This is a genomic window from Nesterenkonia natronophila (genome assembly GCF_003595215.1).
Lineage (GTDB): Bacteria > Actinomycetota > Actinomycetes > Actinomycetales > Micrococcaceae > Nesterenkonia > Nesterenkonia natronophila.
Genome location: NZ_QYZP01000001.1, coordinates 134,966 through 161,305, shown reverse-complemented (window position 1 = coordinate 161,305; position 26,340 = coordinate 134,966). Strand labels below are relative to the sequence as shown.

General features: G+C 59.5%; 26 protein-coding genes. 10 read left to right on the top strand and 16 right to left on the bottom strand.

The features are described 5' to 3' along the window. Positions 1-8: 8 nt before the first annotated feature. From D3250_RS00775 to D3250_RS00750, 6 genes are all read right to left on the bottom strand, one after another. Positions 9-842, bottom strand: coding sequence for a response regulator transcription factor (locus tag D3250_RS00775; protein ID WP_119901465.1), 834 nt, complete (start codon positions 840-842; stop codon positions 9-11). Then, positions 839-2,272 carry a sensor histidine kinase gene (locus D3250_RS00770; RefSeq protein WP_119901464.1) on the bottom strand — a complete coding sequence of 478 codons (1,434 nt, stop codon included), beginning with the start codon at positions 2,270-2,272 and terminating at the stop codon, positions 839-841. The genes D3250_RS00775 and D3250_RS00770 overlap by 4 nt, the downstream gene beginning before the upstream one ends. A 12-nt stretch (positions 2,273-2,284) precedes the next feature. Further along, positions 2,285-3,154 (bottom strand): ABC transporter permease subunit, encoded by an 870-nt coding sequence (locus D3250_RS00765; RefSeq protein ID WP_119901463.1) that lies wholly within the window; start codon positions 3,152-3,154, stop codon positions 2,285-2,287. After that, entirely contained in the window at positions 3,151-4,074 is a 924-nt protein-coding gene (locus D3250_RS00760) for an ABC transporter ATP-binding protein (protein ID WP_119902214.1), read from the bottom strand. The genes D3250_RS00765 and D3250_RS00760 overlap by 4 nt, the downstream gene beginning before the upstream one ends. 110 nt (positions 4,075-4,184) lie before the next feature. Then, positions 4,185-5,390, bottom strand: a complete 1,206-nt coding sequence (locus D3250_RS00755; RefSeq protein WP_119901462.1) for a DUF418 domain-containing protein — start codon at positions 5,388-5,390, stop codon at positions 4,185-4,187. A 21-nt stretch (positions 5,391-5,411) separates the two neighbouring features. After that, entirely contained in the window at positions 5,412-6,497 is a 1,086-nt protein-coding gene (locus D3250_RS00750; protein ID WP_119902213.1) for an inositol-3-phosphate synthase, read from the bottom strand. A 90-nt stretch (positions 6,498-6,587) separates the two neighbouring features. Here D3250_RS00750 and D3250_RS00745 point away from each other — a divergent pair, with 90 nt between their 5' ends. Next, positions 6,588-8,033: a glycosyltransferase family 87 protein gene (locus D3250_RS00745; protein WP_147383449.1), complete on the top strand. Its 1,446-nt coding sequence runs from the start codon at positions 6,588-6,590 to the stop codon at positions 8,031-8,033. Here D3250_RS00745 and D3250_RS00740 read toward each other — a convergent pair. Both D3250_RS00740 and D3250_RS00735 read right to left on the bottom strand, forming a co-directional pair. Beyond that, entirely contained in the window at positions 8,006-8,329 is a 324-nt protein-coding gene (locus D3250_RS00740) for a DUF4333 domain-containing protein (protein WP_119901460.1), read from the bottom strand. The two genes, D3250_RS00745 and D3250_RS00740, sit on opposite strands and share 28 nt — an antisense overlap. Positions 8,330-8,441: 112 nt before the next feature. After that, entirely contained in the window at positions 8,442-9,866 is a 1,425-nt protein-coding gene (locus tag D3250_RS00735) for a CCA tRNA nucleotidyltransferase (protein WP_119901459.1), read from the bottom strand. A gap of 93 nt (positions 9,867-9,959) precedes the next feature. Between D3250_RS00735 and D3250_RS00730 the strand changes: the two genes are divergently transcribed. The 5 genes from D3250_RS00730 to trxA all read left to right on the top strand — a co-directional run bounded on the left by D3250_RS00730 (position 9,960) and on the right by trxA (position 14,978). After that, positions 9,960-10,454 (top strand): NUDIX domain-containing protein, encoded by a 495-nt coding sequence (locus D3250_RS00730; protein ID WP_119902212.1) that lies wholly within the window; start codon positions 9,960-9,962, stop codon positions 10,452-10,454. Positions 10,455-10,476: 22 nt separating this feature from the next. Continuing rightward, positions 10,477-12,246: a murein biosynthesis integral membrane protein MurJ gene (gene murJ, locus D3250_RS00725; RefSeq protein ID WP_225973068.1), complete on the top strand. Its 1,770-nt coding sequence runs from the start codon at positions 10,477-10,479 to the stop codon at positions 12,244-12,246. 77 nt (positions 12,247-12,323) lie between these two features. Then, the gene (locus tag D3250_RS00720) at positions 12,324-13,544 is read left to right on the top strand and encodes a hypothetical protein (protein WP_119901458.1); all 1,221 of its coding nucleotides are present in this window, start codon (positions 12,324-12,326) and stop codon (positions 13,542-13,544) included. Between the two features lie 70 nt (positions 13,545-13,614). Continuing rightward, positions 13,615-14,616: a thioredoxin-disulfide reductase gene (trxB, locus tag D3250_RS00715; protein ID WP_119901457.1), complete on the top strand. Its 1,002-nt coding sequence runs from the start codon at positions 13,615-13,617 to the stop codon at positions 14,614-14,616. Positions 14,617-14,651: 35 nt separating this feature from the next. Beyond that, positions 14,652-14,978: a thioredoxin gene (gene trxA, locus D3250_RS00710; protein WP_119901456.1), complete on the top strand. Its 327-nt coding sequence runs from the start codon at positions 14,652-14,654 to the stop codon at positions 14,976-14,978. A gap of 78 nt (positions 14,979-15,056) precedes the next feature. Here trxA and D3250_RS00705 read toward each other — a convergent pair whose 3' ends face one another. The 8 genes from D3250_RS00705 to rpmH all read right to left on the bottom strand — a co-directional run bounded on the left by D3250_RS00705 (position 15,057) and on the right by rpmH (position 20,876). Beyond that, on the bottom strand, positions 15,057-16,325 hold the full coding sequence (locus D3250_RS00705; protein ID WP_225973067.1) for a ParB/RepB/Spo0J family partition protein: 1,269 nt from the start codon (positions 16,323-16,325) through the stop codon (positions 15,057-15,059). A 187-nt stretch (positions 16,326-16,512) separates the two neighbouring features. After that, positions 16,513-17,403 carry a ParA family protein gene (locus tag D3250_RS00700; RefSeq protein WP_119902209.1) on the bottom strand — a complete coding sequence of 297 codons (891 nt, stop codon included), beginning with the start codon at positions 17,401-17,403 and terminating at the stop codon, positions 16,513-16,515. A 90-nt stretch (positions 17,404-17,493) separates the two neighbouring features. Beyond that, entirely contained in the window at positions 17,494-18,177 is a 684-nt protein-coding gene (rsmG, locus tag D3250_RS00695; protein WP_119901455.1) for a 16S rRNA (guanine(527)-N(7))-methyltransferase RsmG, read from the bottom strand. A gap of 15 nt (positions 18,178-18,192) precedes the next feature. Continuing rightward, on the bottom strand, positions 18,193-18,738 hold the full coding sequence (locus tag D3250_RS00690; RefSeq protein WP_119901454.1) for a Jag family protein: 546 nt from the start codon (positions 18,736-18,738) through the stop codon (positions 18,193-18,195). Further along, complete coding sequence (yidC, locus tag D3250_RS00685) at positions 18,735-19,748, bottom strand: membrane protein insertase YidC (protein ID WP_119901453.1); 1,014 nt, start codon at positions 19,746-19,748, stop codon at positions 18,735-18,737. Before yidC ends, D3250_RS00690 begins: the two co-directional genes overlap by 4 nt. 87 nt (positions 19,749-19,835) lie before the next feature. Beyond that, on the bottom strand, positions 19,836-20,108 hold the full coding sequence (yidD, locus tag D3250_RS00680; RefSeq protein ID WP_225973143.1) for a membrane protein insertion efficiency factor YidD: 273 nt from the start codon (positions 20,106-20,108) through the stop codon (positions 19,836-19,838). Between the two features lie 173 nt (positions 20,109-20,281). After that, positions 20,282-20,656, bottom strand: a complete 375-nt coding sequence (rnpA, locus tag D3250_RS00675) for a ribonuclease P protein component (RefSeq protein ID WP_119901452.1) — start codon at positions 20,654-20,656, stop codon at positions 20,282-20,284. 82 nt (positions 20,657-20,738) lie between these two features. Then, positions 20,739-20,876: a 50S ribosomal protein L34 gene (gene rpmH, locus D3250_RS00670; protein WP_119902207.1), complete on the bottom strand. Its 138-nt coding sequence runs from the start codon at positions 20,874-20,876 to the stop codon at positions 20,739-20,741. Positions 20,877-21,137: 261 nt separating this feature from the next. Here rpmH and dnaA point away from each other — a divergent pair, with 261 nt between their 5' ends. From dnaA to D3250_RS00650, 4 genes are all read left to right on the top strand, one after another. Then, positions 21,138-22,667, top strand: a complete 1,530-nt coding sequence (dnaA, locus tag D3250_RS00665) for a chromosomal replication initiator protein DnaA (RefSeq protein WP_119901451.1) — start codon at positions 21,138-21,140, stop codon at positions 22,665-22,667. Positions 22,668-23,225: 558 nt separating this feature from the next. After that, the gene (gene dnaN, locus D3250_RS00660) at positions 23,226-24,353 is read left to right on the top strand and encodes a DNA polymerase III subunit beta (RefSeq protein ID WP_119901450.1); all 1,128 of its coding nucleotides are present in this window, start codon (positions 23,226-23,228) and stop codon (positions 24,351-24,353) included. Between the two features lie 21 nt (positions 24,354-24,374). Further along, positions 24,375-25,604: a DNA replication/repair protein RecF gene (recF, locus tag D3250_RS00655; protein ID WP_119901449.1), complete on the top strand. Its 1,230-nt coding sequence runs from the start codon at positions 24,375-24,377 to the stop codon at positions 25,602-25,604. Further along, positions 25,597-26,145: a DciA family protein gene (locus tag D3250_RS00650; RefSeq protein WP_119901448.1), complete on the top strand. Its 549-nt coding sequence runs from the start codon at positions 25,597-25,599 to the stop codon at positions 26,143-26,145. Before recF ends, D3250_RS00650 begins: the two co-directional genes overlap by 8 nt. Positions 26,146-26,340: the final 195 nt, after the last annotated feature.

Below are 26,340 nucleotides of genomic sequence, written 5' to 3'. Positions count from 1 at the left end.
GGCCGAGGTCAGCCGAGCAGGCCCGACTGGTGCACGTAGACCACGGCCTGAACGCGATCGCGCAACTGCAGCTTGGTCAGAATACGGCGGACATGAGTCTTCACCGTGGCCTCGGAGAGGAAGAACCGCTCAGCGATCTCCGCATTGGAGAGGCCCTCGGCGACGGCGAAGAGCATCTCCGCCTCCCGGGCGGTCAGCGGTTCCCGCACCACCCCATCATCCAACGCTGCGGCGATCTGCTGCCCATTGGGTGTACGTTCGCGCGCCCCGTGGGAAAGGTGCGCGCCGAGCGGAGCACCCGGATGCCGCGACACGGGGAACTCGGTGGGGCCTCGGTTCGTCGGGGGCAGCCCGGGGATCAAGACGGTGTTGTGTTTAGGCGCTGCCGGGGCGGGAGACTGCGACTGACGCACGTACATTTCCAGCAATCGCCTGGTGACGCGCGGGGCGACCACTGCATCCCCGGAGGCGACGACGCGTACCGCGTCCACCAAGTCCTCCGGTTCGACATCCTTCAGAAGGAATGCGCTGGCCCCCGCCTGGAGCCCAGAGAATGCATACTCATCCAAGTCGAAGGTAGTTAGTATGATGACCTTCACCGCGGAGAAGCGCTCCACGATCCGCTCCGTGGCCTCTATACCGTCCATGCGGGGCATCCGAACATCCATCAGCACCACATCCGGGAGGTCCTCGCCCAGTGCAATGAGGGTGTCCAGCGCTTCGTAGCCGTTGCCTGCTTCGGCAACCACCTGCAGATCGTCTTCGCCTTCGAGGATGAGCTTGAAGCCCATGCGCAGCAGGTGTTGGTCATCGACCAGCATCACCTTGATCGTCTCGCTCATCCTGTTCCCTTCTGCACGGCAGTTGGCGGCTCCAACACTGCCCTGACTAGCCATCCGCGGTGCTTCCCCGGCCCGGCGTACACCGAACCGTTGTAAAAACTTGCACGCTCCTGCATCCCCTGGATTCCCTGGAGGGACCCCACCGAATCACGCCGGGTCCCCGGCGTCGGCAGAGTGCCGTCATCGGTGACCGTGATGGTCAACTGCGACTCACCGGTGAGCCCCAACGCGCGCTGCTCTTCCGCAGAGAACCCCTGCTCGCGCAAGCGATCACAGTCTTCCTCCGCGGTTGCGGGAAGGTGTTCGATGGCGACCTCCACCTTGGTTACCCCGCGCCCGTAGCGCAGCACGTTGGTCAGTGACTCCTGAATGATGCGGTGGACTGTCAGCCCGAAGGCGGCGTCGTCAGGCAGCGGAGGACCCGTCTGCTCCACATGCAGCGGAAGGCCAGCCTGCCGGAAGCTCTCAAAGAGCCCTTCCAGTGATTCGGTGATCGGCCGCCGTACCTGCTCCGGCTCCTCCCCCTTGCGCAGCACGCCGATGACTCTGCGCATGTCTGCCAACGCCCCACGACCCGTCGCGGAGACGTCGCTCATCACTTCAGCGGCCCTGTCAGGGTCCTTTTTGGCCACCACACGGGCGCCATCAGCCAAGGAGATCATGACGGAGAGGGAATGGGCCACCACGTCGTGCATCTCCCGGGCGATGCGGTTCCGTTCTCCCAACTGCGCCAGCTGATGTGATTTCTGTGCCCAGTCGAGGATCTCCCGCTCATGCCGATGCCCGCGACGCACGGCCGCTCCGATTCCCGCGGAAATCCCCACGAAGAAAAACATCACCACCACCAACACCACCAACGCTTGGACCGTCCCGATGCCCTGGTCGGAGTAGTAGTCGGCCCAGTAGCCTCCCCCATAGCGGGTGAACCACGCTTCTGCGCCCAGAAAGGTGCTGTAGCCCAAGACACATGCTGGCAACGCGGTCAGCAAGCTCCACTTGAGCCCATAATGATAGGCCACTGCGTAGGCCGCGAAACAGAGTCCCAACATCTGTGAGCCCTGCCAGGGATAGTAGGAGAGCATGCCGGCTTCGAACAGCGCCACCAGCGCGAGAACCGTCATCGGCCGCGCATGCCGAAAGCACAGCGCCGCTGCTATCCCCGCATAGCCCAGAAGCAACCACCAGGCAGCAGATCCCATGTCGAGGAATGTGATCGGGTAGACCCACAGTGTGAAGAGAACGTATGTGACCACCACCACGGCGTTCATCCACCGCGGATGCCGACGGAACCACCCCCGGAATCCGGGCCGCCGCACCAGACCCAGCTCATCCCAGCGGTCGAACATTTCGGGAGCCTGCTCCGGAACTCCCACAGGCTCTGCAGCGCCGCCACCGGCGACGGTGTGGGTCACATGCGGCGTCGTCGTCATGGCTTCATCTCATCATGCGTCGCGGCGGGTGAACCGAAGCGCTCCCAGGGCAAGGGGGACCGCCGCCCACATCAATAGCCCGATGCCAGCCTGCCACGGCTCCAGGGGAGGAGCCGGACTGAGGGCGCCAGCCTCCGGGTTGATGAAATTGTCCACCAGGTTCATGTATTCGACCCTGAGCAGCGTCTCTACCCACGCCGCACCGTCGGTGACTCCGTAGAGAATGGAGAGAACTATTTGCAGCACGAACATGATGACTGCCAGAACCACGATTCCTCCGGCCGAGCTGCGCAGCAGGACGCCGAGGCCGAAACCCAGCAGTGCGGTCAACAGCACTGTAGTCCAGGTAGCGACGTACATCCCCGCGATCTCGGCGTCGAGGATGTCAGCCGGAGCCAGTGGTTGGGCGATCAGACTGGTCAGGACATGGCTGATCAGGATCAGCACCGCGGTCACGACTGCGGTCCACCCTGCCAACGCCAATGCCTTGGCACTGAGCAGCAGGACACGCTGCGGGACAGCCGTGAGGCTGGATCGAATGGCTCCGGTGGAGTACTCCGTGGTGATCGCAATGACACCCAGGGCCCCCAGTAGGATCATGGCGAAATAGCTGCCGGTCTGGCCCTGGGTGGCCAGTTGCATCGCCTCGCCTGTGAAGTAGGGGTTCTCAGCCATGAAGTACTGATAGGACACTGCTACGGCACCAGCGATGATCCCACCGAGCCCGATGGTGATGATGGAGAGCCACCAGCTGGTTCGCAGTGCTAGAAGTTTGGTGAACTCCGAGACCACCGCCCCGCGAAAGCTGACCCCGGGAAGCGTGCTGTCGACCTCAAAGGTCCGTGGGGTGGCGGTTGCGGTGTTGAGGTGTGGACGATTCACTGGGGCGCCTCCCCAAAGGTGCCGCCGGAGCGGTACTCGACGTGGTCGCCTGTCAGTTTCATGTACTGATCCTCCAGGGTGCTCAGCTGAGGGGTGAGCTCATGAACGATCACCTGGGCCTCCAGTGCCCGGCGGCCGATGCTGCGTGGGTCGAGACCAGTCACCTGGAGGGTCTCAGCGTCGAGGTGGTCGATGGTCACTCCCCGGCTGGTGATCGCGTTTGCCAATTCAGCAACCTGTTCGGTGCGGACAAGGACTCGTTTCTCACCGGAGTCGAGCAGCTCATGAATCGGCGCATCAGCGATGATTCGGCCGCGACCCAGCACAATGAGATGATCCGCCGTTTGCGACATCTCGCTCATCAGGTGGGAGGACACGAAGACGGTCCGGCCCTCAGCGGCCATCTCGCGAGCCAAACCGCGTACCCACCGCACGCCTTCTGGGTCGAGACCGTTGACCGGTTCGTCGAAAATGAGCACTGCCGGATCGCCCAACAGAGCTGCGGCGATGCCAAGACGCTGATTCATCCCCAAGGAGTACCCCTTGATGCGTTTGCCGACTACCCCGCCCAGTCCGGTCAGCTCTATCACGTGGTCGATGCGCGATCGGCTGATTCCATGCGTGGCGGCCAGTACGTTCAGGTGGGCCCGGCCGGTGCGTCCGGGGTGGGTGGCCCCGGCGTCGAGGACGGCTCCCACCGTGCGCATGGGCGCCTTGTGCTGGGCGAAATGCTTGCCGTCGATGGTGATGGAGCCTGCGGTGGGCTTGTCGAGCCCAACTCCCATGCGCATGGTGGTGGACTTACCTGAACCGTTGGGGCCCAGGAAGCCGGTGACTTTGCCGGGCTGCAGCTGGAAGCTGATGCCGTCGACTGCGGTCTTTGAGCCATACCGCTTGTGCAGATTCTCTGCGGTGATCATGTCTGAGCTCTCTTCCCACCGTGGGTCCGTCGCGTCATCCGGCTCTCCGGAGCGCCGCCTTCCAGTGTTCTCCTCCGGCAGGCGGAGCGCATCACCCCCCAGACTGATCTTCACGTCCCCCTGTAGGTCCACGCGCGAAAGGGCACCTCCACTGGTCCGCGACCGAACCGCAGGAACCACAGGTGGGACAGAACAAGCTGAGCAAGCCAGACTCCCAGCACGACGACGCCCACAGTTGCCTCGGACAGCTGCCCGGCCAAGCCAAAGCCCACTCCGGAGAAGAGCATCACCAGGATCACCGACTGCCCCAAGTAATTGGTCAGGGACATGCGGCCGGCTGGGGCCAGCGCGGCAGCAATATTCTTTGCGGACCGGAAGACCAGCAGCAGGAGTAACGCGTAGCCGCAGGCCTGGAAGGGGCCCGCCGCGAGGTTCACTGCGATGCCCAGCAGCTCGGCGCCGAAGCCGGGCTCGTGGTCCGTGGCGCCCAGGGGTCCCCAGCGCAACAGGGCCGCGACGATACTCAGCATGAGACCGGTCGCTAGGCTGGACAATCCGATGAGCAGCACCCGGTCGGCGCGGAAATCCCCGTCAATGAGCCGCTCAATGACTCGGGCACGGCCGACTACAAGTCCCACCAGGAAGGCGGCCAGAGCTACCGGTCCTTGGACGAACAGCACTGAGACCAGAGCCACCGGATAGGCGGCGAGCTGGAACGCCAACCATTGGGAAACCGACCCGGTGTAGGCAGCCACGGCTTCGGTGGGATCTCCCAGGCCTACGGAAGGCTCGCCCACAACGTCACCCATGGTCAACATGAGGAGCCCCACGATCACTAACAGAAGGACCACCGCGGCGTAGAGGGCGCCGGCAGTGACCAACGCGGCTCTCGTGGAGATGCTGCGGACACCTAAGAGAATGAAGCCGAGAATTCCGTATGCCAGCAGAATGTCCCCCGCGAACAGGAAGAGCCCGTGCAGCACGCCTAGGACGATCAGTGCCGTGAAACGGCGGATCGCACGTCTGGTGTGATTGGTCCCGCTCTCAGACGCCTGAGCCCAGGCGAAGACGAAGCTCAGTCCGAACAAGAAGCTGAACAGGACGTAGGACTTTCCTTCGAACAGCACCGAGGAAGTGAAGCGCACCAGCTGATCGGCCACTGACTCAACGGGGTCGCCACGCATCCCGGCGGTGAGCATGTCCGGATGCGCAAAGAACCAGATATTGACGCTGAGGATCCCCAGCAGCGCCAGCGCACGCAGAGCGTCTATGGCCACTACCCGGGAGCGGGCAGTACTGGAAGATTCGGAGGACACTTGTCTGTGCACTAGGCAGGTTCAGTAGTCCACGTCACCGCGGATGAACGCTTCTACCTTTTCATGCGCCACCGAATCGTGGAACTGCTCCGGCGGAGACTTCATGAAGTAGCTGGAAGCTGAAAGCAGCGGCCCACCTATACCGCGGTCCAGACCAATCTTGGCAGCCCGCACTGCGTCAATGATGACGCCCGCCGAGTTCGGCGAATCCCACACCTCGAGCTTCAGCTCGATTGAGAGGGGCGCGTCCCCGAAATTGCGGCCTTCAAGTCGAATATAGGCCCATTTGCGATCATCCAACCACGGAACGTAGTCGCTGGGGCCGATGTGCACATCTCGTTCCGCTAGTTTGGCTGAGGTGTTGGACGTCACAGCCTGCGTCTTGGACACTTTCTTGGAAGTGAGCCGATCCGGCTGAAGCATATTCATGAAATCCATATTGCCGCCAAAGTTCAGCTGGTAGGTCCGGTCCAGGTGGACCCCGCGGTCCTCCAAGAGGTGGGCAAGCTCCCGGTGGGTAATGGTGGCACCGACCTGAGATTTGATGTCATCACCGATAATCGGCAAACCTGCGTTAGCAAATTTCTGAGCCCACTCCGAAGTTCCGGCGATGAACACGGGGAGGGCATTGACGAACGCACAGCCGGCGTCGATAGCCGCCTGGGCATAGAAGCGTGCGGCTTCCTCCGAACCCACTGGCAAGTAGCAGACCACCACTTCTGCTCGGGCTTCTCTGAGAGCCGCCACCACGTCCACAGGGTCGAACGCCGATTCCTCGATCGTGTCCCGGTAATAGTCACCCAATCCATCCAGTGTGGGGCCCCGTTGCACCGTGACACTGCTGTACGGAACGTCAGCGAGTTTTATGGTGTTGTTCTCGCTAGCCGTAATTGCCTCAGAGAGGTCTTTGCCCACCTTCTTGTCATCGACGTCGAACGCTGCGACGAAGCGCACGTCCCGGACGTGGTAGTCGCCGAAGCGCACGTGCATCAGGCCCGGCACATCTTGATCATCCGGAGCCTCCTTGTAGTACTCAACTCCCTGGACCAGTGATGCTGCACAGTTGCCGACACCCACGAGGGCCACTCTGACCGGATTCTCTGACACCAACATGTTCCTTTCGTCTGCTGCAGGTTAGAGGCACAGCCTGCCCTGCTCCCTGGGCCGCCGTTCCCTGCTCATCATAGGCTGGGGCTTGTGACCAAGATTTCCCAGCCTATGCCAGCTGACCCCCGCCGCGGTGGGGAAACTCCGCTCCATCCTCGTTCGGTGGCTGGCACTCAGGGGGCTGTAGACAGTGAGTCCGATCCGTTGCTCATTCACTTGGCTGACCGCTGGGGCGGCCCCACCGGGCGGAGAGCACGCGCCATAGGTCACCACAGATGGAGCGCCGCACGACTTCTAGCGGTCCTGACGTCCTTGGGCGTGCTGCTGGCTGTGCTTGCGTCGCAGTACTGCCGCATCAACGGCTGGGACGGGACCGCCGTGTATCACTGGGGCTGCTATTCAGACGTCTCGGCTCTCTGGTCCTCACGAGACTTCGACCTTCACCCCTGGGCGCCCTTCCTTGATTCATATGCCCCCTTTGAGTATCCGGCGCTGACGATGCTCCTGGCCTCAACAATTGCTGCAGCAACTCATGGCGTGGACGCACTGTTGGGTGGGACTCCGTTTGATTATTGGGGGGAACGTACAGGCCTGCTGTACTGGGATCTGACATTCGTCGCCGGTGCTTTGGCCTGGTTTGTGCTGACTATGGCCGTGATGCGTGCCGCACGCGCCACTCCCTGGAAGGCCGGCATAGTGGCGCTCTCCCCAGCCATCATCTTCGGCATAGGAATTAATTGGGACATCTTTCCCGCAGCGGCCCTGGCACTTGCGGTGTTGTTCTGTCTGCGGCGGAAGTGGTTCACCGCGGGAGTCATGGTGGGTATCGGGGCCTCATTCAAGCTGTACCCGTTGTTCCTGCTGGGTGCCGTATTGACCCTAGCCTTGCGCAGCTGCCTACATCGGCACCGTGATGATGGCGCCGTCCTGTGGGTTGATTTCGGCCGCGTCGCCGGAGGCGGTGCCCTCGCGTGGGCACTGATCAACGTGCCAATCATACTGACGAACTTTTCGGCATGGAGCGAGTTCTACGTCTTCTCGGCAGAACGGGGTGCAGGATGGTCCTCGATCTGGCAGGTGTGGGGGCTTCTTACCGGCTCTCCGATGTCTGCCGACGCCGTGTCCGGCTGGAGCTTCGCGCTCTTTGCGGCAAGTTGCACAGCCGTGCTGGTGATCGGTGTGTCAGCTCCTCAACGCCCGAACGTCGTGCAGCTGATGCTGCTTATCGTGGCGGCGTTCATGATCTTCAACAAGGTTTACTCACCACAGTTCATGATGTGGTTAGTCCCGCTCGTTGTGCTTGCCGGGCTGCCCCTGCGGGACGTGCTGACTTGGCACGCCTTCCAAGTTTTGCACTTTTGGGCAATATGGATGCACTTAGCCGCCCAAGTAAGTGACGCTGAGCCCCAGCACCTCTTCGACGAAAAGATCTATGTGGCGGCAGTTTTGGGCCACGTTCTGTCTACGCTGTACGTATGTGCGGTGGTGGTTGCGAAGCTGTTCAGGCGTCAGTCTGAGCCGTCAGCTGTTTCCTGATAGTCATCAACGGTGGCCTCATACTCGAAGTCGCTGCCGTCCACTGCGACGACCTCTATTGCGAACGAACCGGCTCCGCGGGCGTCCGTGAAATCGCAGGAGATCGTCTCACCCTCCTCGACGTCCAAGTCACCAGGGCAGTCCACCTCGTGGGGGGCATCCTCAGGGTAATCAGCGTCGAACTTTGACTCCAGCTCGGATTCCATCTCCGATTCCGGCCACTGACCCCCGCACCCTGTGAGGCCAAGGGCGGCCGCTGCTACTACCGCGACCATTATCCGTTTACCATTGGGCATAATGTGCTCCTTCAAACTGGGGCTTCAATGGCCCAGGCGATGGCGGACAATGGTGGGACAACCTCAGTCTATACCGAGGAGAACCTGCTAATCAGCTGTTCTGGGCCATTTGTCAGAACTGCTCTTCCGCCCACTGTCTCAGCAACGCCACCGCAGCCTCTTCGTCCATCGGGCCGTGCTCCATCCGATGCTCGAGCAAGAACTTGTACGCCCTGCCCACCTGTGGCCCGGGGGGAAGATCCAAGATCTGCATAATCTGCTCTCCGTTGAGGTGCGGCCGGATCTTGGCGAGCTCCTCCTTCTCCCGCAGCTCGCTGATTCGTGTTTCCAGATCGTCGTAGGCGTGGGCCAGCCGGGTCGCCTTCTTGCGGTTGCGCGTAGTGACATCTGATCGTGTCAGCCGGTGCAGTCTGTCTAGTTGGTCCCCGGCGTCGGTCACATAACGGCGAACGGCTGAGTCGCTCCAGCCCTGGTCGCCGTAGCCGTAAAAGCGCATGTGCAGTTCCACCAGGAGAGTCACAGCGCGAATGCTCTCTTTGTCGAATTTCAACGCCTGCATGCGTTTGCGGGTAAGTTTCGCTCCCACCACATCGTGATGCCGGAAGCTGACTCCCCCACCCGATTCGAATCGTCGCGTCTTGGGTTTGCCAACGTCGTGCATCAGGGCGGCGAACCGCAGCACGAAGTCGGGGCGTGGGACTGGCCCGTCGGAGTCGGTCTCCAACTCTGCCGCCTGCTCCATGACCTGAAGGGAGTGCTGGTACACATCCTTGTGCCGGCGGTGTTCGTCATCGGTGAGCTTCAGTGCCGGCACTTCGGGCAGCACAATATCGGCCAACCCAGTCTCCACCATCACATCGATCCCGGCACGAGGATCTGCACCACAGATCAGCTTCACAAGCTCCGCCTGAATCCGTTCGGCGGAGACGATGCGCAGACGCTCAGCCATCCCTGACATCGCGGACCACACGGGTTCGGCCACTTTCAGTCCGAGCTGAGAGGCAAACCGAGCAGCGCGCATCATTCGCAACGGGTCGTCGCTGAAGCTCTCCTCAGCCGTAGCGGGAGTACGAAGGACTTTGGCGTGCAAATCGCGTACCCCGCCATGCGGGTCCACCAGTTCGAAGCTGGGAAGCTGCAGCGCCATAGCATTCACCGTGAAGTCTCGGCGGACCAAATCCTGGGCCAGCGACTGCCCAAATTGCACTGTCGGTTTGCGGGAGGTCGCATCGTAGGCTTCTGAGCGGTAGGTGGTCACCTCTAAGGTGTGCTCACCGCGCCGGATGCCGATGGTCCCGAAAGCGCGGCCTATGTCCCAATGGGCGTCAGCCCATCCCTCCACAGCTGCGGTGATCTGATCCGGGGTGGCGTCCGTGGTGAAATCCAGATCCGGAGAGGTGCGGCCCAGAAAGAGGTCACGCACCGGACCTCCCACCAGGGAGAGATCGTGTCCGGCCCGGGCAAACACCTCACCGAGCTCGACGACGACGTCAGGTATTGCAGCACCTGCGGGGAAGCCTTGGGGAAGGGAAACCATCACGCTGAACAGTTTTGCACATGCCCCAGTTAAAGTAGGTACATGACCAATGCGGAAACCGGAGGTGAACGGCGCACCCCTCTGACAGTGTCGATGGGTGCTCGCCGGGCCAATGGTTATGCCCTGGGCCGGTCCAGCCGTCATCTGCCCACCGAAGAGGAGGTCAGTGCAGGGGGTGTGGTCATCACCCCCGCCGCCAAAGGCTTCGATGTGGCCATTATCGCCCGTTACAACCGCGGAGGTCGGCTCGAGTGGTGCCTGCCCAAGGGCCACCCCGAGGGTAATGAGAACTTTGAGGAGGCTGCCGTGCGAGAGGTGGAGGAGGAAACTGGAATCGCCGGCTCGATCCTGACCGATCTCGGCAGCATCGAGTACTGGTTCACCGTGCCTACGCACCGAGTGCATAAGACGGTTCATCACTTTCTTCTCGAGGCCGTCGGTGGCGAGTTGACCATCGAGAAGGACCCCGATCGTGAGGCGGTGGACGTTGCGTGGGTCAATTTGGATGACCTGGACCGTGTCCTGTCCTTCCCGAATGAAAGGCGGATCGTGAAGCTGGCTAGGCAGGTCATAGAGGACTCTTTGTGAGTACCAGCTATAGTCACCACCGATGACCCCCACACCTTCTTCATACCAACCGCGCCATCGGGGTGCGCCGCAATCGCCCGGCGCCGCCGCCCCACAACAAACCGACGAGGCCCCCGCGCACATTCCGCGTCAGGGCATGGCGGCAGCCTCTGCACTGATGGCCAGCGGCACCATGGTCTCGCGTCTGCTGGGATTCGTACGGACGGCTTTGCTGGCTGTGGCCATCGGGGCGACCACCACCATGGCGGACGTGTTCGAGAAGGCCAACTCAATTCCGAACATCATCTACGTGCTGTTGGCCGGCGGCATGTTCAACGTGGTGTTGGTGCCCCAGCTCATCAAGGCCGCCAGGGCCAGCGATAAGGGCGCCGATTACACATCAAGGCTGCTGACGCTGACGGTGGTGGTGCTGGGAGCTGTCGCGCTGATGATCACGCTGGCGGCATATCCCATTATCGCGGCACTTACCTATGAATGGACCGACGCACAACTCGCCCTCGGCGCAGCATTTGCCTTATGGACGCTGCCGCAGATCTTCTTCTACGGCCTGTACGCGGTAGTGGGTCAGATCCTTAATGCCAACGCCAAATTCGGTTGGTACATGTGGGCACCGGTGCTGAACAACGTGATCGCCATCGGGTTCATCGTCACCTTCATCATCACTTTTGGCAGCTACTCATCGGGAGACAATCAGGCTGCTGAGTGGACCACCACCCAGACCGTCGTTCTGGCAGGCGGTCACACGCTGGGTGTGGTTATGCAGGCGGCCCTGCTGCTTTGGCCCCTGTCCAAGCTGGGGATTCCGCTCAGGCCGAAGTTCGGACTCCGCGGTCTCGGCCTGGAGCAGACCGGCAAGATCGCATTATGGACACTGATCACCATGATGGTCGGGAACTTCTCCTCCCTCCTGCACATGCGTCTGGTCTCCGGCGCCACCGCCGTTCGTGAACAGTTGGAGGATGGAGCGCACCTGCCCGGTGAGTACGCGGCGAACATTGCGGAGCTGATCGTTCTGTTGCCCCATTCGGTTTTCGTGCTCTCCTTGGCCACCGTGCTGTTCAACCAAATGACCGCAGCTATGCAGGACGCTGACATCTCTGCCGCTCGAGCAACGCTGAACCGTGGGCTGCGAATCTTCGCGATTCCGGTGATGTTCTCCATGGTGGTCTTCGTGGTGCTGGCCGGCCCCATTGGGCGCCTCTTCAGCGGCACCTCGGCTGAAGCCGCTTTGGCCGGCGCGGCAATCGGCCAGCTGCTGCTCATTTATGCGGTGGGGCTGCCGTTCCGATCAGCGCAGTTCTACCTCATGCGAGCCTTCTACGCTGCAGAGGATGCCAAGACACCCATGGTGGTCACTTGCATTCTCGCTCCTGTGGGGCTGGCAATCACCTACTCCTGTGCGGCACTGCTACCCACCCAATACTTGCCGTATGTGGTGGTCTCGCTGTTCAGCGCCCTCAATATTGCTCGCACCGTCATCTTCCATCGCATCGCGGTCGCACGCTGGGGACCCTACGGACTCAGCAGCGTGCTCAAGGCCTACATCGGTTCAGGTTTCGCGGCTTTGGCGGCAGGCACCGCCGGATTCCTGGTGCTGGTCCCGCTGGGCGGTTTCACCTGGGGCTTTGCTTGGAACTCTATCGGCACCGCGGCAGTGACCTGTAGCACCGTCGTCGTTGTCATGGGTGTGGTGTATCTGGCAGTTCTGCGGGCGGCAAAAGTTCGGGAATTCGGTGAGTTCATGGAACCCGTAGCCCGTCGGATACCGGTCCTGGCGCGACTGGCACCGTGATCAGCCCTCCGTACCCAGCTATCCCCGGTAGGCTTAGGCCTCGACGATTCTGATCAGCAGACCGGGAGGAACAGCTCGTGCCCCAGCCGTTAGGCGTCGGTGATGTGGTGGGCGGTCGCTACCGCATCACTCGCCACGTGGTGACCTCGGCCGACCAGGACATCGTTTTCCAGGCGACCGACCAGGTTCTCAGCCGGGAGGTCTCTGTGCTGTTAGCTTCCCGCGCGAATGCCAAGCAGGTTGCCACTTCAGCAAAAGAATTGGCTACCGGGGAACGTCATTCCGAGGTTGAGGTCCTGGACCTGGGCCTCGCTGAAGACCGCACGTTCCTGATTTCCTCATTGGTGGACCCCAACAACTTGCTGGATCTGGTAGTGCCGGACACCGCTCCGTTCGTCGAGCCGTACTTCACTGACTCCCTCGGCTCTGAGCTTTTCGGACGATCCCGAGAAATGCAGCCTCAGACCTATGACGACGACGCGGAATACTACGCACGGCTGCACTCTGGGCGGCCCTCCGGGGACCGCGAACAGCGCAGGCGTGACCGCCGACCAGCTTTCCTCGACAAAGTCACTCCCTCTCACCGGTCCCCGACACCTTCGGAGCCCCGGCACACACAGGCGGAGTTGGAGTCTGCGCTGGAGTCCGCCGGAGATGCCCATGGGCTGAGCATCTCCCAGGAAATCAGCAGAATCGACTTCTCACTCAGGACTGATCTGGAGGAGGTGCCGGCACACCCGTCTGCAGATTCCTCTGACGACCTGATCTCAGCCGTGAAGAAGGAATTCGGTAAGTCTGCACCTGTCCCGGTCCAGACCGACGCAGGGCAAGAGGTCAACGTCCTGCCCTCCAGCAAAGATACTCCCGACGGACCGCCATCAGCAGGCCTGCCTGGGAACGACGAGTCCACCTATTCGCTTGCGGCTGCGGAAGACCTCATTGCAGAGGGAGAGGAGGTGATCGACAGTCCGCCTGCGCGGCCGGTGGAGAAGTACGACCGTCGCAACTTTGCACAGATGACCAGCCAGGATCCCGAATCGCCACCCCGTCCCCATCAAAGTGCTCCTGCGGATCCCACGCACCGGGGCGCTCCGGCCCAGGGCCCCACGAGTTTCGCAAGTTTGATTCGCTCAGTGGGAACCAATTCCCCCACAGCTTTCCCCTCAGCGTCAGGGAAGAGCGGTTCAGAGAAGTCGGAAAAGTCGTCTCCGAGTCTGACCCGCTGGATCGCTGCTGGAGTTCTTGGCATCCTTGTCCTGGTGGCTGCCATCATGATGTTCATGGCGCTCAGTCGCTGAATGGAATATCCCGCCGCAGACACCTGTTGGCTACATCGACACCTTTCGATACATCAAGGACGTACCTATAGTGACTCACCAGACACCCGACCAGGTTCACGACGTCATCATCGTTGGCTCCGGCCCGGCAGGCTACACCGCCGCCGTCTACACAGCTCGAGCGAATCTCAGCCCCATAGTGCTGGCGGGCTCAGTCACCGCCGGCGGTGAGCTGATGAACACCACAGACGTGGAGAACTTTCCCGGATTTCCTGAAGGCGTGATGGGCCCCGACCTTATGATGAATATGGAGGCACAGGCTCGCCGCTTCGGTGCTGACATCCGTCACGAGGATGCCACACAGCTGCAGCTCAATAACCCCATAAAGGAGATCACCCTCGGCTCTGGGGCCACGCTGCACTCCAGAGCGGTGATCCTCGCTACTGGCTCGGCGTATCGTGAACTCGGTGTGCCCGGGGAGAAGCAGCTATCAGGCCACGGCGTCAGCTGGTGCGCCACCTGTGATGGATTTTTCTTCCGAGACCAAGTCATCGCCGTGGTGGGCGGTGGGGACTCAGCCATGGAGGAGGCTCTCTTTCTCACCAAGTTCGCATCCAAGGTGTATGTCATTCACCGAAGGGATACTTTGCGTGCATCACAGATCATGGCGGATAGAGCCAAGGCCAATGAGAAGATTGAGTTTATCTGGGATACAGAGGTCACTGAGGTCAGAGGTGACGGCAAAGTCAGCCAGCTAGGACTGCGCAACTTGGTAGACGGTTCCGAGTCGACACTCGATGTGACAGGTCTGTTTGTAGCTATTGGTCATGACCCCAGGGTTCAACTTTTCTCCGATCAACTAGACCTCACCCCCGATGGAACCGTCCAAGTGATCGGACGCACCTCCAGGACCTCCTTGCCGGGAGTCTTTGCCGCCGGCGATGTGCTCGATCCGCACTACCGTCAGGCCATCACTGCTGCCGGGTCTGGCTGTGTGGCGGCTTTGGACGTAGAGGAGTATTTGGCTGACGCCGCCGATACTGATGCCTCGGAAACCCGTGAGTCGCAGAATCTTCACGCTGCGGCAACCTGATACCAGAATCTATCCCTGACAGAGAGGACAACCCAATGGCTGACATCAAGTCTGTGACCGACGCAAGCTTTGAGGACGACGTACTCAAGGCTGATAAACCAGTTCTTGTAGATTTTTGGGCTGAGTGGTGTGGGCCCTGCCGTGCTCTGGGGCCAGAGCTCGAGAAGCTTGCCGACGAGCACTCCTCAAAGATCGAGGTGGTAAAGCTGAATGTGGATGAGAATCCCGGGACTGCCGCTAAGTATGGCATCACCTCCATACCTGCTGTCTTTGCATTCAATGGAGGCGAGAAGGTTCACACTTCAATCGGCGCTAAACCTAAACCAGCGCTTGAGCAGGAATTCGCGGAGTGGTTGAAGTAGTACGCATCAGATGAACGGCTTATGCCGTTTCACGTGAAACGTCCCCCTGTCGTTCGGACAGGGGGACGTTTTGCTTAACTAAGCCTGGACATATGCGCCCATGTGCTCCAAGATTCTCTCTAAGTCGGCAATGGACGCAAAATCGATGGCAATGCGCCCTTTTCTTGCGCCAAGACTGATTTTCACCTGAGTGTCTAACCGATCCGTGAGCGCCTCGGCATACTCGTCGAGCTCTTGAATTTGAGTAGTGGTAGGAAGTCGCTGAGTTTCACGTGAAACGTCGCCCTGCTCCCGATTACTTTTCATCAGTAGGGCTTCTTCCTCGGCGCTGCGTACAGACAACCCTTCAGCAACTATTCGCTGGGCTAGGTTGTCCATGCTGTCCGGGTCTTCGAGGCTCAGCAGCGCTCTAGCGTGTCCAGAAGACAGCACCCCCGCGGCAACCCGGCGTTGGACGGGTGCAGGAAGTTTCATCAGGCGCAGGGTGTTGGAAATTTGTGGGCGTGACCGACCAATGCGCCGGGAGAGCTCTTCTTGACTAATGTTGAAGTCATCCAGAAGTTGCCTATAGGCGGCAGCTTCCTCCAATGGGTTGAGCTGGGAGCGGTGAATGTTCTCCAGCAGCGCATCGCGCAGGAGATCCTCATCCGCCGTTCTCCGGATAACGGCGGGGATAGTGGTCCTCCCCGCGCTTATCGACGCGCGCCAACGTCGTTCACCCATAATCAGTTCGTACCCATTGTCTTCAACAGGACGGACCACGACTGGCTGAAGCACCCCTATCTCACGAATGGAGTGAATAAGCTCAGCCATATCACTTTCGTCGAACACCTCTCGGGGCTGACGCGGATTAGGCTGTATCAGGTCCAGATCCACCTCACGAAAAACAGCTCCACCGGACTCGTTTGCAGCCGTTTCACGTGAAACACGGTCTTCTTCAGCCGACTCGGACGCCAGTTTCCCGGCGACATTAGAACCATGTGTCCCCAGCACGTCGGGCATCTCTACGCGGCGCGTGCCGTTCTTTCTTCGTGAGGCCGTGTGATTGCGGGGAGATGTGTCCACACGGGTCGAATTCATTGAGGACGTTTCCCGTGAAACGCGCTGTGTCTCCAGGTGTGACTTAGCTGAGAAGAAAACGTCGATCGGCCGCTCGTGTGCGGGCTTCGGGGGCCTGCTTAATGGTTCGGCAGCAATATCAGGCTCCATCGGCGGCACGGCATCGACTGAGGGCTGCGGTGCGGCCCCGTTTTCCGTGTCGCTATTGATCAATGCACCAAGGCCGCGGCCCAGGCCCCGCTTCTTTCGTTCTGCCACGTCTTCCTCCAAGTCTGCGTGTGAATCCACTCAATTCTAGAGCCGAATTGCACGCATCAGCGGAGACAGGCCGTTTCACGTGAAACGCGTTGAACAGAGAAAGAACACAAAGGACATCAGATCACCGGAGAGATCCCAGGGGAGAACAGCTCGCAATGAAGACCCGCCACATTTGCGATCAACGATGTTTCACGTGAAACGAGACAACATAGCGAAGCTACCCGCCTCGCTCGACGATCTCGGCAGCCGCCTCAAGATAAGCCAACGCGCCAGTAGAAGATCGGTCATAGGTAATGACAGACTGTTGATAACTGGGCGCTTCAGCGATTCGGACGCTTCGAGGAATTTTGCTGGAGAGCACCTCATCCGCAAAGTGCTCTTTGACCTCGCTCACAACTTGAGAAGCCAAGTTGGTCCGTCCGTCGTACATAGTCAGCAAAATGGTCGACACCCTCAGCACAGGATTGAGGTGCTTCTGAATCATCTGAATGTTGTTGAGAAGCTGGCTCAGCCCTTCAAGCGCATAATATTCGCACTGAATGGGGATAAGCACCTCCTGTGCTGCGACAAAAGCATTGACAGTCAGGAGACCCAAGCTCGGCGGGCAGTCAATGAAGACGTAATCTAGTCTCTCTTGCCCCGTCGTTTTCCGGGTCTGAAAGTACTCCTCCAACGCGCGTTGCAGGCGCTGTTCCCTAGCAACGAGAGAGACGAGCTCAATCTCTGCACCGGCCAAGTGGATTGTAGCCGGCACCACCTCGAGTCGGTCGATGTCAGGGCATTCATAGACGACATCTGCCATTGCCAAGTCGTCAATGAGCACGTCATAGACAGAGTCTGTGTCGGCTGAATGGGGGATGCCTAGTGCTGTAGAGGCATTGCCCTGGGGGTCAATGTCGATAACCAAGACGTTGAAACCATGGTCAGCCAGAGCTGCCGCCAAGTTGACTGTAGAAGTCGTCTTGCCCACCCCGCCCTTCTGATTAGACACAGTCAGGATGCGGGTCTCTTCAGGTCGCTCCAGTGTACGGTCCAACAGTTTCTTTCGGCGGTCCTGTTCATCTTTCAACTGCGCGGCCAGCGGGGAGTGAGACAACGATTCGGTCATAGAGACAAGACTATCGCCTGGCCGCGGCAGCGAAGCAGCCATTCGGTCCAGCCTTATTAGGTTGCCGGCAGCAGAACGTGGGCCTCATCACTAACGGTGACGAATGCGCACAATGGTCGTAGGCTCTTCCAACAGCTCCTGACCAACGAGCTCAATCTGAGGGTGGCGCAACCGGAACCGCTTGAGTACCTTCTGCGCTGCGTCGACTTCAGCCTGCACAGTACGACCTTTCAAGAAGATCAGCTGCCCGTGGTCATCCAGCAGAGGCACCGTCATAGGTATAAGCTTCTTTAGAGCTGACACAGCACGCGCTGTCACTACATCAGCCATGACTTCATCCGCAACATCTTCTGCTCGAGCGCGAATAACCTGCACATTATCCAACCCGAGATCTCTGATCACCGTGTCTAGCCAGTCCACTCGACGCTCCATGGGCTCGATCAGGGTGAATTCCACATCGGGACGGGCCAGGGCCATGGCAATCCCTGGAAGACCGGCGCCCGATCCCACGTCAGCCACGGTGCCCGATGCAGGAAGTTCATTCCCCACAACAGCACAGTTAAGAACGTGTCTTCCCCACATTCTGGGGACTTCGCGGGGGCCCAGCAGACCATGAGTAATCCCGGTGGTGCAAAGATGTTCTACGTACTTCTCGGCCCCCGGAAGCCGTTCCCCGAAGAGTGTCTGCGCTGCCTCTCGCTCACGACCTCGGAGTGCAGGTATTGGCTGCAACGCGTCCGGGTTGTCCGGACGTCCCGTGACAGATTCACTCATCTCAGCCTTGTTTCGCTATTCTGCCGAAACCACGACGTGACGCCGCTTACCTTCGCCCTCTGATTCAGAGACCATACCGGCCTCCGCGATGAAGTCATGGACAATCTTCCGCTCATACGCGCTCATGGGCTCCATGTGGGACTGCGCAGCACCCGACTGTACTTCGTCAATGGCTGTGTCAGCGAGCCGCTTGAGTTCGTCATTCCGAGCTGCACGGTGCCCATTGATATCCAAAACCAGACGGGTCCGATTACCTGTCGAAGTGAGCACGGCCAGTCGAGTCAACTCTTGAAGAGCGTCCAACGTCTCGCCCTTATTTCCTATTAAGTCTTGCAGCTCCTCACCACCATCTTCGGCCTGTATTGAGATGAAGGTGCGGTCACCGCGAATTTCAATCTCAATATCGCCATCGAGATCAACAATGTCTAGAAGTTCTTCAAGGTAATCCGCCGCCACATCACCTTCGTCGGCACCGGACTCCTCATTGTTCGCAGACGTATCGGGACGTGGCGTCTCCACATCGTCTTCCGCAAGCTGTTCATGGGTGGTCTGTTCGCTCATCGCTGTCCCTTTTTCTTCTTCTTTTTCTTCTTCTTGGGCTGGGCGGTGGGGCCTTTGTGCTGACCCTTAGGCTTCTCGGCGTCTTCGCGTGCCTTGCGCGCCTCTTCGCCGATGGGCGGGAGGCCTTTCGCAGCCCGTCGTAGGTTCAATTCCTTCTCAGCCAAGGAACCTGGAGTGGGGTTGTTGCGAATGACCCACCACTGTTGACCCATGGTCCAGAAATTCGTGGCAGTCCAGTAGATGAGCACGCCCACGGGGAAGTACACGCCACCGAAGATAAAGACCAGGGGCAGTGCGTACAGCATGATCTTCTGAGTCTGGGCAAACTGTCCCTGCAGTGCCGCCTCAGACATATTCTTCGACATCAGCTGCTTCTGAGTGAAGAACTGAGTGCTGACCATCATGATGATCATCACTGTGGTCAGTGCGATCACCGCCACCGTGCCGCCCATTAGGGCGGGATCGCCTTGGACTGCACCGAGCAAGGTATCGGGCATCCCAACGCCGAAGATCCTCGAGCTGGCGAAGCTGGTGACTTCACTGCTGGAGAGCGCGTAGTAGCCCTCTTCTTCGTAGTCGACATCACCAGTACCCATTCGGCCCGAGCCGCCAATGCGGTTCAAAGTCCAGAACAGTGCCAAGAAAATGGGCATCTGCGCCAGAATCGGAAGACATGTCATGAACGGATTGACCTTGTTGCGCTTAAACAGCGCCTGCTGTTCAGCAACCTGGGCCTGCCGGGAGACCGGGTCCTTCTTGCCCTTGTACTTAGCTTGGAGCTTCTGCAGCTCAGGTTGGATGATCTGCATCCCGCGCTGCGACTTGATCTGTCGCACAAACAGCGGTATCAGGATGATGCGGATCACCAACACGAGCAGCAAGATGGACAAGGCCCAGTTCCAACCTGAACCTTCGGGCATCCCCAGCATGGTCAGCAGACTGTGCCAGGCGCTCAGGATGAAGGACACTGCCCAGGTGAAGGGCCACATAATTGTGTCTAGGAAAGCCATTACTCTCTCGGGGTGTCAGGTCCGGCGGCAGCACTGTAGTGAGCCGGACACGCGGAGTGTGAGAAAACCAACCTTCAGGGTACTTGATCAGTCTGGATCTCGAGGAATTGGGGGGTGGTTAAGTCTTACAATGTCTGGAAGCTCCTCCTCAGGCCACACACGCTGAGATGGAGGGACGTGATTCACCCCCCCTCCGGTGAAAGGGTTGCATCTCAGGACGCGCCAAACTGTGAGGGCGCTTCCCCTCAGCAGTCCGTGTACGGTGACCGCTTCGAGCCCATAGGCGGAACAGCTCGGATAGAAGCTGCAGACTTGTCCGTACAACGGAGAGACGAGCTTTCGCCAAGCAGTAATGAACATAATCATGGGGTATGCCGCTGCACGCCGCCACAATGGCCAGTAGTGACGCCGAATCTCCTCCTCAGTGAGGACACGGGGTCCCGCACCATCGCTTTTTTGCTGCGCCTGAAGCTCTTCGCCTTCGGCAGGGGTTGTATACGCCTCAACGTAGAAATCGGCATGTCGGACCCAACTCAAGGCGGAGGTGCCTTCTTCAAGGACCTTCGCAGACAGGAGTCCACATCGGCACGGAGTTGCCAGTGATCTGCTGTCGCCGAATCTTTCAGAGCTCGGACGGCGAAGTCCACACCGAGACCTTCGGGCACCATTGTCTGCTTGTCATGCATCAACTCAGCGACAATATGGCGCAGCCTGCGCGTGGTCCGATGACGGACGACGGCGTTTCCGACTGCTTTCGACACGATGAATCCGCATCTCCACGTGGGACCGGTGGACCTTCGGCGCAACCGAGCTGTCACAACGACACTGGAGCTGCCAGCGCGGCTTCCATGTCGCACCACGGCGGCGAAGTCTTGTGAGGTAGTCAGCCGATGGGCGACAGGAAGCATGGATCTAAAGTACCTCTGCTGGCATGCCGAAGGCCCACCCCAAAGGTGTGGGATGGGCCTTCACCGTGTGGTTGGGCTGCGCTTATGCCGATAGCTTCTGGCGTCCGCTGCGGCGGCGGGCCGAAATGATAGAACGGCCGGCGCGGGTCCGCATGCGAGACCTGAAGCCGTGCTTGCGGCTGCGACGGCGGTTGCTCGGCTGAAAAGTCCGCTTGCTCACTGTGTACTCCCATTGTGATGGACGTGAAGTCTTGCTGTCCCCAGAAGATCCGTGCAAGAGCACGCAAATGTTCCAGGGTGATCTGTCAACAATAGGTCGGCAGGCCTCTCCACGTCAAATACTGCGAGCACCAGCCCTCGAACTGCCGGCATATCTCCGAAGCCACTTTCTCCCCAGATTTTCCGAGGTTTTCCACAGTAGTTGTGGAATACTGTCAAGAAATAGGATTGCCCGAACACCAGTCAGATATGAGGGAGCAGCGTGCCCGCCGACTCTAAGTCCTCAGTATCCTCCCAATGGCAGGAAGTTCTCACGGAACTTCGTGAAAATCACGGCATCACCGGTCTGAAGCTTGCCGATGTGGCCCGTGCCGTCCCACAATCGGATCAGCTCATCGGCGACACTCTGCTTCTCGCAGTGCCCCATGAGCGCGTGCGCCAGCTGTTGCATTCGACTCTGCAGACCGAGCTTTCACATGCGCTTTACACAGTCTTCGGCAAAGACATTCTCTGCGCGTACGTGATCGATCCCGAATTGGCCAGGGCGCAGAGTGAAAAGGAAGACACAACCGCCCCTCCCGCGGGACACCCCGGGACCCCGCCCGTAGCGACTCGCCCCACCTATGACTCCGGTACCACCCCTCTGCGCGCTGACGATCGGGCGGAGAGAACCTTTGGGCCAGGCGCTCCAGAGACTCCCTCGCGCTCACGTGGGGAAAGAATCTCCCCGGCCGCGGACGCCACTCAGGACGGAGGTTACGAAACCTCTCGGCTGAACCCCCGTTACACTTTCGACACGTTCGTCATCGGGTCATCCAACCGATTTGCTCACGCAGCTGCCAATGCCGTGGCTGAGGCCCCTGCCAAGGCCTACAATCCCCTCTTCATCTATGGCGACTCGGGTTTGGGTAAGACACACCTGCTCCATGCCATCGGGCACTACGCCCAACGCCTATACTCCGGAATCCGCGTCCGATACGTGAACTCCGAAGAGTTCACCAACGACTTCATCAACTCCATCCGGGATGACGAAGGTGCCAGTTTCAAGCACCTCTACAGGAATGTCGACATCCTGCTTCTGGATGACATCCAGTTCTTGGCAGACAAGGAACGCACGGTGGAGGAGTTCTTTCACACCTTCAACACGCTTTACAACAACAACAAGCAGGTCGTCATCACCTCTGATGAGCCGCCGAAGAAACTCTCCGGATTCGAAGAGCGCCTGCGCTCACGGTTCGAGTGGGGGCTCATCACTGATATCCAGCCACCTGATCTGGAGACCCGCATCGCGATTCTGCGCAAGAAGGCCAATGCAGAAAACTTCTCCTGCCCGGACGATGTGCTCGAATACATCGGCTCCAAAATCTCGACAAATATCCGCGAGCTTGAGGGCGCTCTGATCCGTGTCACGGCATACTCGGCACTCAACAAGCAAGAGGTGGACCTCTCCCTGGCCGAGCAGGTGATGCGGGATCTGATTTCCGACGATCACGCCAAGGACATCACTGCCCAGCAAATCATCAACGCCACAGCGGAGTACTACGCGTTCACCGTTGAAGACCTCATGTCCAAGTCTCGCAGCCGTAACTTAGTGACCGCGCGGCAAATCGCAATGTACTTGCTGCGGGAGCTCACTGAGATGTCGTTGCCGAAGATTGGACAAGAATTGGGCGGCCGTGATCACACCACCGTGATCTACGCAGAACGCAAGATTCGCGAGCTGATGGCAGAGCGCCGAGCTGTCTTCAACCAGGTCACTGAACTCACCAACAAAATCAAGCACGGCCGCTGAGCTGTGCTTCCTGAGGTGCCCTCAACGTCCCAATCACACTGTGGATGAGACGCTCGTACACATCTCACACTGATGTAGTTCCGCGGCATGAGCGTCTCTAGGGCCGATTGACAGAGGTGTATTCCACAGTTTTCCTCACATATCCACAGGCACAGGTGGAGTTTTGCCTCGGGCGGAGCCAGCCCTGTGGACAACATTGTGGATTATGGGTGCACTTAATTGGTCGTTCTGTGGATTACTTCCTCTGAGTTGGGGATACACCGTATTGGCCTGTGAAAATCCTCCCCGTGTAGTTCACACTCCCACCACTGAATCATCACCACAGACTGCACAGGAAGATCCGGTCTGCAGAGCCGAAATCAACTGTTATCCACAGAATCCACAACAGTTACTACCACCTCTCATCTTTTAGAATCATATCTCTCTCGACAAGCAACTGTTCTGCTCGTGAGCTAGATGTTGTGGTGAAACCTCAGACTTTCGGCATATCTGGTAAAGACTGTAAGCTCGTCCCTCAGACACACCTGGCCGAATGCTTGACTATGAGGGAGCCCCCCATTGCAGTTCACCGTAGACCGCGACGTACTGTCCGAGGCTGTGTCATGGGCTGCACGCTCTCTCTCCCCTCGACCTCCAGCGCCTGTGCTCTCCGGCCTGCTGATCACCGCAGAGAACCAGCAGGTTGTCATCTCCAGCTTTGACTATGAGGTCTCTGCCCAGCTGAGTATTGAGGCTGAGGTAGTCCATGAGGGAACGGTGCTCGTCTCCGGGCGCCTGCTCAACGACATTGTGAAGTCGCTGCCTCATGCACCCGTCACGTTTTCCTTAGAAGAGAACAAAGTGATCGTGACTTGCAAGTCCTCCACATTTACGCTGACCACTATGCCGGTGGATGAGTATCCGGATCTGCCTGCTCAGCCCGATGTCGCTGGAGTGGTCGACGGCAGCTCCTTCGCTCGAGCTGTGTCTCAGGTGATTACGGCTGCTGCTCGAGATGACACCTTGCCGCTGCTGACAGCTGTGAAACTTGAGATTGAAGGCGACACGATCACTTTCTTCGCCACCGACCGATATCGGTTGGCAATGCGTGAGATAACTTGGCGCCCAACCGACCCAGCTATCTCCACATCACTTCAGGTTAAAGCGAAGACCCTCAATGAAGTTGCTAAGTCTCTGGCAGGGGCAGGAGATCTGGCACTGGCTATCTCTGACGACGACGCTCTTGTGGGATTCTCTTCCGGAGGTCGCCGGACCACCAGCACGCTTGTCGACGGTGACTATCCAAAGATCCGGCAGCTCTTTCCAGAAGAGACGCCGATTCACGCTGTGGTGAACACCGCCGAACTCATTGAAGCCGCCCGACGTGTCTCCCTGGTGTCAGAACGCAACGGTTACATCCGTCTGCAGTTTTCGGATGACAACCGGGTCACATTGGACGCCGGCGTCGACGACAACGCCTCAGCTTCAGAGGCAGTGGGCGCTCACCTCAACGGCGAACCCATCACAGTGGGATTCAACCCGAGTTACCTCAATGAGGGCTTGGGGGTCTTTGACACTGAGTTTCTGCGTTTCAGCTTCGTCTCAGCGCCCAAACCGGCCATGATCACGGGCCAGCAGGAGGGCGAGGGAGAGAACTCCACCGATTTCCGGTACTTGCTGATGCCGGTGCGCCTGCAGGACCGCTGATTGTTGAGTCCCTGAGACACGGTGCGGCTTTCTCAGCTAGTTCTGCAAAATTTCCGCAGTTACGCGGAGACTGAGCTTACCCTGCAGCCAGGACCTAACGTGCTGCTGGGATACAACGGTGTGGGCAAGACCAACATCGCTGAAGCAGTCGGATACTTGGCGAGTCTCTCCTCGCATCGGGTCACCCATGATGCCCCGCTGATCCGTCACGGACAGTCCCAGGCCATTATTCGCGCTCAGGCCCATCGCGGCAGGCGGGAAGCACTTGTAGAGGTGGAGATCAACCCCGGGAAGTCGAACAGGGCAAGAATCAACCGCGGCTCGCCGGTGCGAGCCTCACAGGCACTTGGCATTCTGCGGACAGTTCTCTTTGCGCCGGAAGACCTTGAGTTGCTCAAAGGATCACCGGGTGTACGGCGGCGCCTGCTCGACACGCTAGCAGTGCAGTTGCATCCAGCACTGGGTCAGCTCTCCCAGGAATACGGAAAGGTTCTGCGCCAACGCAACGCTCTGTTGAAGTCCATTCGTCACCAGGGGTTCACTCCGACCCACGAATCTACTCTAGAGGTCTGGGACACCCAGCTGGCTCAGGTGGGTGGCAGATTGCTGCGCGCCAGGTTAGATGTTCTTGGAGCCCTGCGACCACACTTGAGTCAGGCATATCAGGATTTGTCCCACTCCGTACGTACCGCTCGCATACGCTACCTTTCCTCTCTGACCGGGCACGATGCGGATAGTGAGGAGCCGGCTGACGCCCAGTCTGCGGATTCGGAGCGCGACTTTTCCCCCCTCGAAGAAGCCACTACCGAAGAGCTGATCGACCAGCTCCACACGGCGCTGCACTCGGTGCGCAGACGTGAGCGGGAGCGCGGCATCACTTTGATCGGGCCGCACCGGGATGATGTGTACTTCAGCTTGGATTCCACCCCCGTGAAGGGATATGCCTCCCAGGGGGAGACATGGTCATTTGCTCTGGGACTGCGCCTGGCCAGTTACCGGGTGATGATCGACGATGACCCCGAACCGGGTGCGGAACCCATCCTGATCCTGGACGACGTATTTGCTGAGCTCGACGCGCGACGTAGACGCCGCCTTGCAGATCTTGCCACCGGTGCGGAGCAGCTCATTGTCACTGCCGCAGTCGACGACGACGTTCCTCACAACCTGCTCAGCAACGCCTATCGAGTCGAATCGGTCAACCAGGTCAGCCGAACAATCCCCACTGAACCGGGTCAATGGTGCGATGAGTGAGGACGAGGAGCTGCCTGATGCGGCTACGGTTCTCTTCAATCGATTCCGCAAAGCAGCCGAGGAGAGCGGACAGCAACGCCTGCGCCGCCCCCCGAGGAACATGTCGCTCAACGCCGCCCCCCGAGCGGCCTCACAGGCTGCTCCGCGTGAGACGAATGATCGTCCTACGCAGCAGCAGGCAGACCTTCGCGACCCCAAGTTGTTGGGTGAGGCGCTCCAAACGCTTGTTCGCACCCGCGGGTGGAGAGCCCCCGTAGCGGTGGGATCAGTTATCAGCAGATGGGACCAACTGGTCGGAGAGGCCATCGCCCAACACTGCCGACCAGAGTCCTTCGAAGACGGTGTCGTCACTGTGAGCTGCGATTCAACGGCCTGGGCGACCAACTTGAAGCTGATGAAACCAAAAATCATGGATGTCTTTGAGCATGAACTGGGCAAAGGCATCGTCACGGAGATCGATATTCGCGGCCCGCAGGCACCAAGTTGGAAGAAGGGACGGTACTCAGTGCGCGGAAGAGGGCCACGCGATACGTACGGTTAGCCCCCGCGGAGCGGCCTCAGAGAGCGAGCCGCTGGATGGTCTGAGCGCATCAGTCAGCAGTGTCCGGCCACCGGCGCCCTCATCGACGATATGCCGCATTTGAGTCTCGGAGACGACCACAGCCCCGTGTGCCGATCTCACTACCGGTTCCAGCGGCACTGGAGAGTCTCCTAGCGGCACATTGGGGGCGCGAAA